Origin of the sequence: Brevibacterium sp. K11IcPPYGO002 (assembly GCF_050920635.1) — a bacterium.
GTDB lineage: Bacteria > Actinomycetota > Actinomycetes > Actinomycetales > Brevibacteriaceae > Brevibacterium.
The window spans coordinates 3935058-3950045 of record NZ_CP131929.1 but is presented as its reverse complement, the minus strand read 5'-3'; the positions used below and the strand labels follow the sequence as shown (position 1 = coordinate 3950045).

Below are 14988 nucleotides of genomic sequence, written 5' to 3'. Positions count from 1 at the left end.
AACACGATCAGGCACGCTGTCAAACGGGTGCAGATAGACTGGCGGCATGTCGGACTCAACTGTGCCTGAATCGAGCATCGGTGTGCTCGTCGTCGAGGATGAGGTGGTCGCCGCCCGTGCTCACGCGAAGTACATCGACCGCATCGACGGCTATCACGTCGCAGGGGTGGCGAAGAATGCGACTCAGGCGATGGCTGCTCTCACCGGTCAGATCTACGGCCTCGATTCCTCCGGCATCCACCTCGTCCTCCTCGACATGAATCTGCCCGACGGGCACGGACTCCAGGTCTGTCGCGCCATCCGCGGCCAGCGCGTCGACGTCGACATCATCGCCGTCACCGCCGCCCGGGACATGCAGATCGTGCAGGAGGCATTGTCCTACGGCGTCGCCCAGTACATCATCAAGCCCTTCACCTTCCCCGTCTTCAAATCCAAACTCGAGGCGTATTCGTCCTTCCGCAACCGCCTCGGCGGAGATTCGAACGACGGGGAGGTCACCCAGACCGAGGTCGACAAGGCGATCTCGGCCCTGCGCACCCACACCGTGGCCGCGACCGCGAAGGGTGTGCCCGATGCCGTCCAGTCCGAGGTGAAGAACCTGCTCGATGAGAATCCGGGCCAGTCCGCCGCTGAGCTGGCCGAGGGCCTCGGCGTCTCCCGAGTCACCGCGCGCCGCTACCTCGAATCCATGGCCGACGCCGGCATGCTCGAACGCCGTCCCCGGTACGGTTCGGCCGGCCGACCGGTCCTCGAATACACCGTCGTCCCCGACGCAGGCTGACCGGCGGTCTCGGCACAGAGCAATGGACATCGGACACCCCTCGGTAGAGGATGGTCCCATGTCGAAGAAGTCCCGGCTCTGGCTGGCCGTCGCACTCGTCCTCGTTCTGCTGCTCGGCGCCGGAGTCTTCGCACTCTTCCGGCTTCCGATGACGAAGTCGTCGGCCGCCGAGGCAGCCGCCCACGACCTCGCCGAAGAGCAGCTGAGCTCGGACATCTGGCACCAGAAGGACCTCGCTCAGGGCCTGTTCGACCGCGTCACGAAGGCATTGGGCAAGCGAGTCGACCTGCGGTCGGTCACCGTCGACGACATCACCGAGGCCGAGGGGCGGACCGTGGCCACCCTCGACTGGAGCTGGGCGAGCAATGACGGAGAGTCCTGGGAATACAGTTCCCAGCTGCCCCTGGAGAAGAACGGACTCTTCTGGTGGGCGGATCTCACGGAGAAGGCCATCCATCCGAAGCTCGGCACAGGCGGCAGCTTCGCACTGCGCGCGAATCCGGGCGGACGCGGGAAGATCCTCGGTGCCGATGGCGAAGTGCTCATGGCAGAGGGGAAGGTCATCGACATCGGCATCCACCCGAATCGCCTGGAGCCCGACACCATCGGCCGACTCGTCAGCGGGCTCAATGACGGCGTCGACTCGCTCGACCTCGACGCCGCTGACCTCGAGAAATCCGTCGACGACGCCGCAGGCAACCAGCTCGTCCCCGTCGTGACCCTGCGCGAAGACGACTACAGATCGGTCAAGAGCGCCATCCACGATCTGCCGGGAGTGCTCTTTTCCGAGGACACCCAGACGCTGACCCGGTCTCGCGGGTTCGCGCAGGCCACGCTCGGTTCGGCCGGACCCGCCAGCGCCGAAGACATCGAGAAGTCCGAGGGCGAGATCATCGCCGGTGACATCGTCGGCCGCACCGGCCTGCAGAAGACCTTCGATTCCCGCCTCAGCGGACCCGGCAGCGTCGAAGTCTTCGCCAAAGGGGATCCAACCGACGACAAGGGCGGAAAGACGAAGCTGACGAGCCTCCACGCCTTCGAGTCGCAGGACGGTGAGGATCTCGAGACCACCCTTGACGTCGATATCCAGACCGCCGCGGACGACGCGGCGGCGACCGCGAAGAAACCGGCCGCCGTCGTCGCGATCCGTCCCAGCGACGGCCACGTGCTCGCCGTGGCCAACCACGACCCGGCAGGAGCGGCCTGGGACCGAGCGCTGAGCGGTCAGTACCCTCCCGGTTCGGTGTTCAAGATCGCCTCGGGGCTGGCGCTCCTCGACGCGGGGGTGAAACCGGATGACGACATCGACTGCCCGAAGACCGTGAACATCGGCGGCAAGAGGTTCAAGAACGCCGAGGACGAAGTGCTCGGCACCGTCAGCTTCGCCGACGACTTCGCACACTCCTGCAACACCGCCTTCGTCTCCTCCGCCGACAAGGTCACCGGCGACGAGGTGGCCGACGCCGCCGCCCAGCTCGGCATGCTCGGTGACACCTCGGCCATCGGCGCGAAGATGGCCTCGGTGCCGGCCGACGATGACGAGGTCACCCACGCCGCGCAGATGATCGGTCAGGGCAAGGTGCAGTCGAGCCCGCTGGCCGTGGCGACGATGGCCGCCTCGGTGGAGGCGGGGGAGACGATCACCCCGCAGCTCGTCCTCGGTGAGGCGCTCGACGAGGCGAAGAGCGGCGACAGTGGCCAGGGTGCGGGTAAGGGCACCGGCAACGACGACGATGCCCCGTCGCTCGACGCGGACGCGGCGAAGGAGATCTCGACGATGATGGCCAAGGTCGTCACCGAAGGCACTGCGACTGCACTCAAGGACGTTCCCGGCGACCCCGTCCACGGCAAGACCGGAACGGCCGAATACGGCGAGGAGACCCCGCCGCGCACACATTCATGGTTCGCCGGATTCCAGGGAGATCTGGCCGTGGCCGTCCTCGTCGAAGACGGCGGATTCGGCGCCGAGGCGGCCGTGCCGGTGGCGCACGAATTCTTCGATTCCGTCAACTGAGCTTCCACCGAGGCGGCTGCGGCGACGTGCTCCTCATCTCATGCGCAGGGACCGCATCACCTGAAGCGCCCCGGTCATGGCCTTGGCGAACGTCTTCTGATCGAGAGGACCGGCCGGTGCGATCGGGTGGAGGCGCTGCTGCGCGATCGTGTGCGTGGCCGTGAACTGGTGGAGGCCCTCCGGTCCGTGCCGGTGTCCCATGCCTGAGGCCTTGACTCCGCCGACCGGTGCGTCGATGGACCCCCAGCTGGCCGGGTAGACCTCATTGACATTGACCATGCCGGCCTCGACCAGCCGCGCGATCTCACGCCCATGGGAACGAGAGTAGACAGACGCCGAGAGCCCGTAGTCGCTGTCATTGGCCGCAGCGATCGCCGCGGCATCGGACGGCACCGAATAGACGGAGACGACGGGGCCGAAGGTCTCCTCCCGATGCAGCTCCGCCGTCGCGGGAACATCCGTGAGCACGGTCGGGGCGTAGAAGTAGGGGCCGAGATCGGGCACCGGGTGTCCGCCGGCGAGCACCGTGGCACCGGCACTGCGGGCCTGTTCGACATGAGCCGTGATCGTCTCGAGCTGCTTCGGCCCTGCCAGGGTGCCCATGTCCGGGCCGTACTCGAACTCCGCGCTGAGACGGTGGGCGCGGGCCGCCTCGGCGAAATGGGCGCAGAAGGTCTCATAGAGGTCTTCATGGACGTAGATGCGCTCGATCGAGATGCACAGCTGCCCGGCCGAGGAGAACGATCCGCGCACGGCACCCTCGACGGCCTTCTCCAGATCCGCATCGGCGGCCACGATCAGGGGATTCTTGCCTCCCAGCTCGAGCGCGGCGGGCAGCAGGCGCTGCCCCGCCTCGGCGGCGATCGACCGCCCAGCAGCCGTCGACCCGGTGAACGAGATTCCGTCGGCACCGGCCATGAGCGCGGGCCCGACCTCGGAGGACGGGCCGGGCACGAGCTGCCACACCTCGGCGGGCAGACCCGCGGCGATCGCCAGCCTGCGCATGAACACCGAGGTCAGCGTCGTCGTCGAATCGGGTTTGTGGACGACGGCGTTGCCGGCCGTCAGGGCCGCGAACAGGTCGGTCGCCCCCAGGGTCAGCGGGTAGTTCCATGGTGTGATGAAGCCGATCACGCCCAACGGGGTGCGCGTGACCTCGGTGCGGGTGAGCACGGGGATGGCTCCGCGCCGACGTTCGGGACGCAGATACCGGGCGGCCATCACCCCGTAGTGGCGGAGCACATTGAAGGTATCGAGGATCTCGTCATAGGCGTGGATGCGGGCCTTGCCGGTCTCGTACTGGATGATGTCGAGGAGCAGATCCTCGTTCCGGACCAGTGCGGAATGCAGTCGAGTGAGCACCTTCGCCCGGTGCTGAACCGACTGAGCGGCCCATGCTGCGCCTGCGATGCGGGCCGTGGCGTAGGCGACTTCGATGTCGTCGGGAGTGTTCCGGGCGAACCGGTCGACCTCCTGGCCGGTGAACGGTTCGACGCCGCGCATCACCTCGCCCGAACCGGAGGCATCGGCGTACGGATCGGTGTCGAGGAAGTCCCGCAGTGCCGCGGTGACATGCGTGGACGCGGTCTGTGCAGTGCCTGCTTCGGAGGTGCGGGCGGTGGTCTCTGTTCTCATCGGCTTCCTAACCATGTGACGTAGGTCATCGCAGGCTAGACTACCGAATATGGTTTCGAGTGGACTCCGGCGTGCGCTGAAAGGGACCTGTGCACCCACCGCCGTCCTCGATCTCGACGCGTTCGACGAGAACCTCGATGCCCTGGCTCAGCGCGCTCGCGGACTGCCGATCCGGCTGGCCACGAAATCCCTGCGCGTGCCCGAGGCCATCGACCGAGCGCTCGCCCACCCCGCCTATTCCGGCGTGCTCGCATTCTCCGTTCCCGAAGCGCTGTTCCTCCACGCCCGCGGCGTCCGCGATATCGTCATCGGCTATCCCAGCCTCGACCGGCCGGCCCTGACCCGGATGGTCGCCGAGGCGGGAGCGCGGTCGAACATCACCGTGATGATCGACTCCGTGGACCACCTCGACATCATCGACGACGTCCGCAGATCCCTCGCCGAGGCGGGGCGGGATTCCGGCTCGGAAAGGACCGGTCCGGCGGGGAACGGGGCGATCCTCGCCGAGGCGGGAGCCGCCTCGGTGCGGGTGTGCATCGACGTCGATTCCTCCTATCGCCCGGCCGAATCCTGGTTGGGAGACCGGGTCCATATCGGGGCCAGGCGATCACCGATCCGTGACGGGCGAGCAGCCGTCGCGCTCGCCCGACAGGTCGCGGCCCGGCCCGGGTTCGACCTCGTCGGGATGATGTTCTACGAGGGGCAGATCGCCGGCACCGCCGACGCCGGACGAACGGTCAGGCAGGCGATCGTGCGCGCCATGCAGAGAGCCTCGATCGCCGAACTCGCCGAACGACGAGCCGCCGTCATCGCCGCCGTCAGAGAGGTCGCCGACCTCGAATTCGTCAACGGCGGGGGAACCGGCTCGTTCGAATCCAGCTCCGGCGAAGGCACTCTGACCGAACTCGCCGCCGGATCCGGCCTCTTCTCCCCGGGACTCTTCGACGGCTATACGCACTTCCGGCACCGGCCGGCCGCATACTTCGTCACTCCCGTCGTGCGCAGACCCGGGCCCGGCTGGGTGACGGTCTTCAAGGGCGGGTTCATCGCCTCGGGAGTCCCCGGCCCCGACCGTCTGCCGACGATCGCCTGGCCGCCGGGACTCGAGTACTCCGGCCTCGAGGGGCCCGGAGAGGTGCAGACGCCGCTGACCGGGCCCGGCACGGACTCGCTGCGCATCGGCGACCTCGTGTGGTTCCGGCACGCGAAGGCCGGTGAGCTGGCCGAACACTTCAACGACGTCCAGATCGTGTCCCAGGGCCGCATCAGCGATGCCTGGACCACCTATCGAGGAGAGGGGCTCGTGCTGTGAGAGACGTGCAGCCGCGACGAGGCGACCGATCCGGTCGGCAGAGATTCCGGAACTGGGCCGGTCACGTCCATGCACATCCGCACACATTCGCACGCCCCGCCTCGGCGGAGGAACTATCGGGAATCGTCACGGCCGCTGCGGCAGCGGGGGACCGTCTGCGGGTCGTCGGGGCCGGGCATTCCTTCACCCCGGTGGCCGCCGGGGACGATGTCATGGTCAATCTCGACGGACTCTCCGGCATCATCGCCGTCGACGAGGTGCGCAAGCGGGTGCGCTTTGCCGCCGGCACCCGACTGCGGGACATTCCCGCACTGCTCGCACCCTACGGACTGGCCCTGGAGAATCAGGGCGATGTCAATCCGCAAGCCCTGGCCGGTGCGATCTCGACGAGCACGCACGGCACCGGAATCGGGTTCACCGGGTTCGCCGGGACCGTCACCGGGCTGAGCCTGATGGGCCCCGACGGGCAGGCGCGGGAGCTGTCGGCCGAAGCGCAACCGGAGGTCTTCGACCTTGCACGGGTCAGCCTCGGCGTTCTCGGCGTCATCACCGAAGTCGAACTCCAGTGCGTACCGGCCTTCGACCTCATCGCCGAGGAGAAGGTGGCCGGATTCGACGAACTCCTCGACGGGCTGACCGACCGGATGCGTGGGACCGACCATTTCGAGTTCTACTGGTTCCCGCACACCGATTCGGTGCTGACGAAGACGAACACCCGAGTGGAACCGGGGCAGGCCGGGCCGGGCCACCTCGCCGAGGCGGGGGTGCGCAACCGGTGGCTCAACCTCCTCGACAAAGAGGTGGTGGAGAACGGGGCACTGCGATTGGCCGTCGAGCTCGGGGCGAAGGTCCCGGGCGTGGTGCCCTCGATCAATCGCATCGCCCAGTCCGTCGTGGCAGACCGGACGTACCGGGCACCGGGCCATGATGTGTTCGTCACCCCTCGGCGGGTGCGGTTCAACGAGATGGAGTACGCGCTGCCCTTCGACTCCGGACCCGAGGCGATTTGTGAGATCCGAGACGTCATCGAGGCCAAGGGGTGGGCGATCTCATTCCCCCTCGAGGTCAGGTGCGCCGCCGCCGATGATGTGCCGCTGTCGACGGCGACGGGGCGGGAGACGATGTACATCGCCGTCCACCGCTTCATCAAGGAGGACTTCGCCGAGTACTTCCGCGTCGTCGAGGAGATCCTGAGCCGGCACGGCGGCCGACCGCACTGGGGCAAGATCCACACCCGCACGGCCGCCGACCTGAACGAGCTCTATCCGCGATTCGCGGACTTCTGCGAGCTGCGGGCCCGTGTGGATCCAGAGGCCGTGTTCGGCAACCGCTTCACCGACTCACTGTTCGGTCTCAGCCGCATCTGAGGGCGAAGCGTCAGCCGAGAAGTGGTCGCAGACGGATACTTCTCGGCGCGAAAAGTCTCCGATGGCGACCTATTCTTCGGCTGCTCTCGTCTCGAGCCAGTCGAGGATCTCCGGCCAGGCGTCGTTCGCGATGGATCGGCGCATGAGACCGTGATGGCCGATGTAATCGGTGCCGAGTTCCTCCGGGACGAAGGTGCGCCGCGTCACCGGTGCCAGCCGCAGGCGGTCGGTGAGCGCATCGACGAACGCACCGGTCGCCCAGGGATCGTCGGAGGTGCCGACGGCGAGGACAGGTGTGCGCAGTCGGGCGGTGCGTGCCTCGGCGTCGAAACTCGGGTCGTCGAAGAAGAAGTGGGTGCGGCGCAGCCAGTTCGTCCACTCGTAGAGGGCGGCGGCGGGGATGTCCTCGCCGAGTCCCACTCGGCTGCCGGGCATATACCCGAACACTCGTGTGACCACCCTGCCGAAGACTCCGAGGCCGACTTCCACTCGCAAGCGCTCGCTGCGGGGTGCGATGCTGCGGGCCGCCACCATCGCTGTGGCGATTGTGACGATTCCGCACAGCCGCTTTCCGCCGCTGCCCAGGAGCAGAGCGTGCCCGCCGAGGCTGTGGCCCAACGCCGTATGCGGCAGATCAGGGAACCTCTCCTCCGCCCAGGTGCCCGCGGCCGCCACATCTTCGCAGATCCAGTCGCGCATGCGCAGATGCCGATGGGCGCGAGCCGCCCTCCGGTCACCGACACCGCGGAAGCCGTAGGTGACCACGGCGAACCCACGGGCAGCCGCCGCCTCGGCGAAGGAGAAGTAGAAGCGTTCGGGAGTCGCGGTGGCCGGGTGGATCGTCAGCACCGCGTGCGGGTCGGCCGAGGGGAGGAAGAGATGTCCCTCGAGATCGCCGGCACCGGACCGGCTCGACACCGGGATGCGCACGTCCTGCTTGAGAAGTGAGTCCATATCTTTCAGGGTAATCACCACTGCCCCAATATGCTACCAGTCAGTAATATAATTCCGGTTGGCGTCGACTGCCGACATGTGCGGCGCAATCACTGCCGACATCCTCGGCGGTATTCGATGTCCGAGCGTGCTGGTACGCTCGGGGAATGACAGCGTCGGATCGGAACCATCCCGCATCACCCGCCCAGGCAGGCAGTCGAGAGCGGGAGAGAGGTCGGCGCAGGTCGATGTTCGTCGCCGCCTTCGGCACCGTCGTCGAATGGTACGACTTCTCGATCTTCTTCTATGTCGCCACGACCCTGACCAAGGAGTTCTTCGGCGACCAGACGGATTCCCTGCTGCTGACCCTCGGAGTCGGTGCGGCGGGATTCCTCTTCCGGCCCTTGGGCGCGATGGTCTTCGGTCACCTCGGTGATCGGATCGGACGTCGTTCGACGCTCATCATCTCCGCGGTCCTCATGGCGATCTCCATGCTCGGGATCGCGGTGATTCCGAACTACGACACGATCGGCATCTGGGCCGGCGTCCTCATGGTCGCCCTTCGCTGCCTGTCCGGATTCTCCGTCGGTGCCGAGTACACCGGCATCATGGTCTTCCTCATGGAATCGGCGGGACCGGGAAAGCGCGGATTGGCTGCCAGCTGGGCTGCGGCCAACAGCGAGGTCGGCGCGCTTCTGGCCGTGGGATCCGGTGCGCTGCTGGCGAATACGCTCAGTCCCGAGGCGATGGATTCCTGGGGCTGGCGGCTGCTGTTCGTCCTCGGCGCCGTGCTTGCCATCATCATGGTTCCGCTTCGGTCGATGATGGAGGAGACCGAGACCTTCAAACGGCTGCAGCAGGCGGAGAAGGACAACAAGGGCAAGAAGGACGTCGGTCTCGAACGCTCCCCGCTCATCACCGCGATCCTCGAGCAGCCGCGGGCGATCCTCGTCGCCTTCCTCATCTCGTCGATCGGCTCGGTCAGCTACTTCCTCAACATCACCTATGTGCCCACCTACATCGAGGAGGTGGCGAAGGTCCCGAACTCCGGTTCCCTGGCACTGGGCACCGTTGCGGCCGTCGTCGCCATCGTCGTCACCCCGTTCTTCGGCCTCGCCTCGGACAAGTTCGGGCGCAAACCTGCCTTGGCGGCACTCATGGTCGTCTTCGTCTTCACGACGATTCCCGCGTATGTTCTGCTGTCCAACCAGTCCGCCGGCATCGCGATCGCAGGATCGGCGTTCCTCGCGATCCCGGCGGCCGGGTGGAGCGCTGTGGCGGCCGCCATGGTCCCCGAGCAGTTCACCGGCACGAGCCGCTTCTCCGGCATGGCGATCGGCTACAACGTCGCCACCGTTCTGTTCGGCGGGCTCTCACCGCTCATCGCCACGGCACTCATGTCGTCGACGGGCATCACGCTGGCACCGGCGATCTACGCCACCGTCGTCATCATCGTCGCCGGAGTCCCGACCCTCATCCTCGCCCGCAGCATGGGCAAGAAGACCCTCGCCGAGGTGGACGCGGACAGGCATCTCGTGCCCGCTTGAGGACGTGGCCGGGCGGCTGTTCGGGGCTGCGGCGGATCGGTGACAGACGTTGCCGTTCTGCCACACGCTGCACACATCTCGGCCGCGACGAGCTCATAGATTGGTTTCAGAACACGCATTCGGGCGACCTGCTTCCGAATGCGAGAGACCGATCAAGGAGTCACCATGAAACGCATGAAGCGTGCCACCTTCACCGCTGCGGCCCTGCTCAGCTGTACCCTCGCCTTCTCGGGCTGCTCGCTCATCAGCCAGGTCGTCCAGCCCGACCAGGGCCAGACCGGCGAGCAGTCGAACGCCGACGGTCAGGGCCAGGACGGTCAGGACCAGAACGGCGGTCAGGACCAGAATGGTCAGGATCAGGGCGATGAGAACGGGCAGGAGCCGAGTGCCGACAAGAACAGCGAGGACCAGGCCGGCGGGCAGGACTCGAGTTCCGATCAGTCGGCCTCGAACTCCTCGTCGTCGTCGACCTCGTCCGCCGACGGGTCCACCGGGTCGGATTCGGGGTCGTCGTCCGGCAGTCAGGGCCAGGTCAGTATCGGTGAAAGCTTCGAGGACCCGGAGATGCAGGACAAGATCGAGGTGCTCTCGGCGGTGCGGAACTTCGAGTCGTCCAAGAGGGCCTCGGCGATCGAACTCGGCGGCGAAGTCGTCCTCCTCGAAGTCAAGATCACCCCGGGCAAGAAATACAGCGGACTCATCCAGTCCGGAGCGTTCAAGATCTCCGAAGACGGGGGTGCGGATTTCCGCTACGACCAGACCGACGGCCTCGAAGCCGAGATGCGGGCCGCCGGATTCGAACCCTTCGAAGATGTGTCTCGCCGCGACGGCGGAACCCACCAAGGCTGGCTCGCCTATGTTCCGAATGAGAAGCAGGACACCTACACGATCCGCTACGAACGCGGCGCCGGGAAGGTGATGGGAACCGACGAGAAGGTCCCCGAGTTCACGACGACCTTCGACATCCCGTCCGTCTGACCCTCGAGAAGCGAGGCCGGTCTTCCGAATTCGGACGACCGGCCTCGATGTGTCGTCAGCGTCGTGGTTCAGCCCTCGCTGACGGCCTTCCAGTCCGCGACCTCGGACTCAGCGAGCTGAGCCGCGACACCGGTGTAGGTGGCAGGTGTCAGAGCCTTGAGCAGTTCGGCGCGCTCCTCGGGCAGCCCGAGACCGTCGACGAACGTCTGCAGATCGGCCTGGTTGATGCGCTTGCCGCGAGTGAGTTCCTTGAGCGTTTCGTACGGATTGTCCATTCCCGGCACACCCTGCAGTCCGGCGGCGCGCATGACCGACTGAACGGCTTCACCGAGGACCTCCCAGTTGCCGTCGAGGTCGGCGGCCAGTGCCTCCTCGTTGATGGCGAGGGCTCCGAGGCCTTTGACCAGATTGTTGAGCGCGAGAACCGAGTGGCCGAATGCGACACCGATGTTGCGCTGTGAGGTCGAGTCGGTGAGGTCGCGCTGCATCCGAGAAGTGACCAGCGTCGAGCCCAGGGAATCGAGAAGAGCACAGGAGAGTTCGAGGTTGGCTTCGGCGTTCTCGAACCGGATCGGATTGACCTTGTGCGGCATCGTCGACGAACCGGTCGCACCGGCGACGGGGATCTGCTTGAAGTAGTTCATCGAGATGTAGGTCCACATATCGGTGGCCAGATTGTGGGCGATCCGATTGAACCGAGCGAGATCGGCGAACAGTTCGGCGTTCCAGTCGTGGGACTCGATCTGAGTCGTCAGAGGGTTGAAGGTCAGCCCGAGACGGTCTTCGACGAAGGTGCGGGCGATCTGCGGCCAGTCGGCTCCCGGCACAGCCGCCAGATGCGCCGAATAGGTGCCCGTGGCGCCGTTGATCTTGCCGAGGAACTCGGTGGCGGCGATGCGTTCGTACTGGCGGCGGAGTCGGTGGACGAAGACCGCGAGTTCCTTGCCCATCGTCGTCGGTGTGGCCGGCTGACCATGAGTGTGGGCGAGCATCGGAACCTCGGCCAGTTCCGTGGCGGACTCGGCGAGAGCGTCGATGAGAGCCTTGGCCCGCGGCAACCACACCTGTTCGGTGGCACCCTTGATGCCGAGCGCCCAGGACAGGTTGTTGATGTCTTCGGACGTGCAGCAGAAGTGGACGAGCTCGCCGAGATCCTCGGCACCGATCGTCACTAGTGCTTCTTTGATTGTGTATTCGACGGCCTTGACGTCATGGACGGTGACGGCTTCATGAGCGGCCAGCGTGGCGATGGTGTCGGCGTCGAAGTCGGCGGCGAAAGCGCGCAGTCCGTCGACCTCATCGGGGGTGAGGGTGCGTACACCCTCGATCACCGAGCTCTGTGCGAGGTGGATGAACCATTCGATCTCCACCGTGATGCGATTGCGGTTGAGAGCCGCCTCGGAGAGGTGATCGACGAGGTCAGCGGTGTCTTTGCGATAGCGACCATCAAGCGGTCCGAGAGCGATGGCGGGCGAGATTTCGGCAAGGGAAACAGTCGGCATGCCCTCATTTTCTCATGAGCGGCGAATCGGGTCGGCACCCGTCCGGGACTACTGGGCGGTAGGCGCGGGAGGCGGACGGGACTCGAGCATCGTCCCCTGTGGATTCCGTGGTGACTTCGACATCACGGCCCTGTGGACGCTCGAGGCTCTTCCCCAGGCCCGAAATCGAGGCTTCCTCTCCCGTGCTGGGGCCTCCTACGGTCGAGGGATTCGGGCACGGATGCCGGAGGGACAGGCGGGAGGGCTGAGGCATGATCACGGATGAGTTGGAGCGCAATCGCGAGCAGTGGAGACGGCGAGCGGAGGTGCTGCACTCCCTGGCGCAGAGCTGCCGCCGGATCGACGGATGGGATTCCCCAGCAGGAAAGCTGTTCGATGACCGGGTGGCCTCATGCGCGGAATCGATCGACCGGCTGGGTGAGCGGGCGGAGAAGCTCGCCGAGGCGTACGACCTCCACCTGCAGGTCGTGTCGGCAGGCGGGCGGATCCAACTGTGAACGCCCGCCCCGCCGCACGTGAGACAGCAGGGATCGACAGTTGGATCGTCGTCGACCTCGACCGGATCACCCGGCTGCCCGAACGGCTGGGTCGGCTCTGGCCGCCCGACCTGCTCCCGCGCCGGATCGAACGGGACTGTCCTTCCGCCTCGGCGGAGGTGGGGCGGGGCAGCGGCGCCCCGGAATCGGTCGGCGCAGGTACGGGAACTCTCGCCGCGGCCCCGGGAAAGGCCGAGGGCGGTGGAGGCGCGAAACGGGATCTCGATGTGCTCACCGCCTGGCTGCGAGGATTCGCCTCCGAACTCAATCGGGTGAGCACGCGCATCAGCGTTGTCGTGTCATCGGGAACCGAAACCGTTCACCTGGCGCTGTGCCTCGGGCCGGGTGTCGGTCACGCGATCTTGGCACTGCAGGGGGAGGGACTTGAGGATTTCGCGCAGCACCAGCTGCTGCGCCGGATCGAACCGGGACGGATCGGGCACGTCGTCGAGGATCTCGCCGAGCTCGTCGAACAGGACTGCGTGCTCACGCTCAGCTGGGCGTGCGGACAGGGAGCCACGGGGCTGGAATTCCTCCGCCGAAAGGGCGGGACGTGGTTCCGGCCGGTCATCGAGCGCGACGGCGATTCCGTCACCGTCGATGACGACGTCGCTGCAGGAGATGCGGCGGTGCGGACGCTGCTGAGCGCCGTGCTCACACGGACACTGACGGCAGGGGTTGCGAAAGGCCCGCAATGATCGATTCGACGACGCGCGGCGGCGGGCGGATCACCGTCGACGAACGCGCCGATGGCAACGCGGACGCACTGCAGACCGTCATCACGGACATCGGCGATCTGTCCGTCGAAGCAGCTGTCGGAGACTTCGATCTCGCGACCCTGCTCACCCAGGTCCCGGCTCCCGTGACAGCGCTCAACCTCGATGCCTGCCGGATCCGATTCCACAGCCAGCTGACCGCCTCGGTGCTCGAGCTCGAGGCGACACTGCTCGCCGTTCGGACCGCCGCCTTCGCCTACCGTCAGGCGGAGAAGGGCCTCAGCGAAGTCTTCGGCGGACTGCTCGACGCTCTCGGCTACGCGACCGGCCGCGTCATCGCTCTCAGCCTGCCTGTCATCATTCCCGTCGCACTCGTGGTCGGGGCTCAGGTCGTCGTCGTCACCAAGATCCTCGACGTGACCGGACTCGATGATGTCATCACCAAACAGTTCGGCATCGACTTGGGCAAGACGAAGGCGAAAGCGAAGGAAGCGCTGATCACGTTCGTGTTTGAACAGTCCGATGTCACGGGAGCCGTCATCGAGCACGTGCTGCCGGGCTTCGTCGTCGGATTCCTCGGCCTGCCTCCGTTCGTCCTCGACTCCGAAGGCGACCACGCGTTCTGGCCGCACGATTCGACGTCGATGACGATCTGGGTCCTGGCCGGTGCGAATGCGTTCGGACTGCTGCTGCCCTCCGATGTCGAGGTGTGGAGGGCGAAAGGGCTGACGCCGCCGCACGAAGAGCCGCCCCGTGATGTCGACGACCTCTTCATCCGCGAAGCGAACTGCCACCGCGGAGCCGACTCCGGACAGGTCCGCATCGAGGAGATCGTCGGACCCGGTGGGACGACCCGCTATATCGTCTACGTGCCGGCCACCACGGATTGGTCGCCGAAGTCGGGAGACAATACGACCGACCTGACGACGAACGTGCAGGGGATGGCCGGCAACGACACCGTGATGCGCGAAATGGTGCGCCAGGCGATCGCCGACGCCGGTATCGGGCCCGACGCCGAGGTCATGCTCGTCGGCTACTCGCAGGGAGGGATCACCGCAGGTTCTCTGGCCGCGGACCCGGCCTTCCTCGACGATGTCAACGTCACGGCACTGATGACGGTGGGGGCTCCGGTCTCCGACTTCGCCATCGATGAGGGAATCGACGTGCTCTCGATCGAACACGAACAGGACCTCGTGCCCGATCTCGACGGCAACGAGAACCCGGCGACGAAGAACTGGTCGACGGTCACCGTCGACTATGACCCCGATGAATTGCGCAGAGTCCCCGAGCTCGCGGACAAGACCGATGCCGAACTCGATGAGATGTTCGCCTCGGCCGGGGCGGCGCATTCCTCCGTTGCCTACTCTGCTTCGATCGGGCTTCTGCTCAGAGCCGGGAATCCCGCCTTCGACCGCTTCACGTCGAAGAATTCGGGCTTCTTCACCGGGGACCTCGCCAATACTCGCGATTACCAGGGCAAGCGAAAGCGACACTGAACTCGGTCGGACGGGTGCGGCACTCGGCATCGACACGATGAGCCGCCTCGGTGCGGGAACGAATCCGACCGAACCCGAAACCGACTGCGTGCCGGAGGGCCGCCTCGGTGCGGGAACGAACCCGACGAAACCAGCACTCGACCTCCCGGCGAAGTGCCGCCTCGGTGCTCG

General features: G+C 66.3%; 12 protein-coding genes. 9 read left to right on the top strand and 3 right to left on the bottom strand.

The genetic code is table 11. The annotated features are described in order from the left end of the window. Positions 1–46: 46 nt before the first annotated feature. Positions 47–781 carry a response regulator gene (locus QYM46_RS18045; protein WP_169253566.1) on the top strand — a complete coding sequence of 245 codons (735 nt, stop codon included), beginning with the start codon at positions 47–49 and terminating at the stop codon, positions 779–781. 58 nt (positions 782–839) lie between these two features. Further along, positions 840–2795, top strand: a complete 1956-nt coding sequence (locus QYM46_RS18040) for a penicillin-binding transpeptidase domain-containing protein (protein ID WP_432790070.1) — start codon at positions 840–842, stop codon at positions 2793–2795. A gap of 33 nt (positions 2796–2828) precedes the next feature. On the opposite strand, the gene QYM46_RS18035 is transcribed toward QYM46_RS18040, so the two are convergent. After that, entirely contained in the window at positions 2829–4430 is a 1602-nt protein-coding gene (locus QYM46_RS18035; protein ID WP_432790069.1) for a succinic semialdehyde dehydrogenase, read from the bottom strand. Between the two features lie 49 nt (positions 4431–4479). On the opposite strand from QYM46_RS18035, the gene QYM46_RS18030 reads away from it, so the two are divergent. Both QYM46_RS18030 and QYM46_RS18025 read left to right on the top strand, forming a co-directional pair. After that, positions 4480–5742, top strand: coding sequence for an amino acid deaminase/aldolase (locus tag QYM46_RS18030; protein ID WP_432790068.1), 1263 nt, complete (start codon positions 4480–4482; stop codon positions 5740–5742). Then, entirely contained in the window at positions 5739–7109 is a 1371-nt protein-coding gene (locus QYM46_RS18025) for a D-arabinono-1,4-lactone oxidase (protein ID WP_432790067.1), read from the top strand. Before QYM46_RS18030 ends, QYM46_RS18025 begins: the two co-directional genes overlap by 4 nt. A 69-nt stretch (positions 7110–7178) precedes the next feature. On the opposite strand, the gene QYM46_RS18020 is transcribed toward QYM46_RS18025, so the two are convergent. Further along, complete coding sequence (locus QYM46_RS18020; RefSeq protein ID WP_432790066.1) at positions 7179–8063, bottom strand: alpha/beta hydrolase family protein; 885 nt, start codon at positions 8061–8063, stop codon at positions 7179–7181. Positions 8064–8209: 146 nt separating this feature from the next. Here QYM46_RS18020 and QYM46_RS18015 point away from each other — a divergent pair, with 146 nt between their 5' ends. After that, entirely contained in the window at positions 8210–9589 is a 1380-nt protein-coding gene (locus QYM46_RS18015; RefSeq protein ID WP_211168026.1) for an MFS transporter, read from the top strand. 165 nt (positions 9590–9754) lie between these two features. Further along, positions 9755–10567 carry a transcriptional regulator gene (locus QYM46_RS18010; RefSeq protein WP_169253561.1) on the top strand — a complete coding sequence of 271 codons (813 nt, stop codon included), beginning with the start codon at positions 9755–9757 and terminating at the stop codon, positions 10565–10567. 68 nt (positions 10568–10635) lie between these two features. Here the strand turns inward: QYM46_RS18010 and purB are convergent, their stop codons facing one another. Further along, positions 10636–12069 carry an adenylosuccinate lyase gene (gene purB / locus QYM46_RS18005; protein ID WP_432790065.1) on the bottom strand — a complete coding sequence of 478 codons (1434 nt, stop codon included), beginning with the start codon at positions 12067–12069 and terminating at the stop codon, positions 10636–10638. A 251-nt stretch (positions 12070–12320) separates the two neighbouring features. Here purB and QYM46_RS18000 point away from each other — a divergent pair, with 251 nt between their 5' ends. From QYM46_RS18000 to QYM46_RS17990, 3 genes are read left to right on the top strand one after another with little or no spacing between them, the layout of a single operon-like run. Beyond that, positions 12321–12566 carry a hypothetical protein gene (locus QYM46_RS18000; RefSeq protein WP_101554417.1) on the top strand — a complete coding sequence of 82 codons (246 nt, stop codon included), beginning with the start codon at positions 12321–12323 and terminating at the stop codon, positions 12564–12566. Then, entirely contained in the window at positions 12563–13303 is a 741-nt protein-coding gene (locus QYM46_RS17995) for a hypothetical protein (RefSeq protein ID WP_432790064.1), read from the top strand. Before QYM46_RS18000 ends, QYM46_RS17995 begins: the two co-directional genes overlap by 4 nt. Then, the gene (locus QYM46_RS17990; RefSeq protein WP_432790063.1) at positions 13300–14817 is read left to right on the top strand and encodes a hypothetical protein; all 1518 of its coding nucleotides are present in this window, start codon (positions 13300–13302) and stop codon (positions 14815–14817) included. The genes QYM46_RS17995 and QYM46_RS17990 overlap by 4 nt, the downstream gene beginning before the upstream one ends. Positions 14818–14988: the final 171 nt, after the last annotated feature.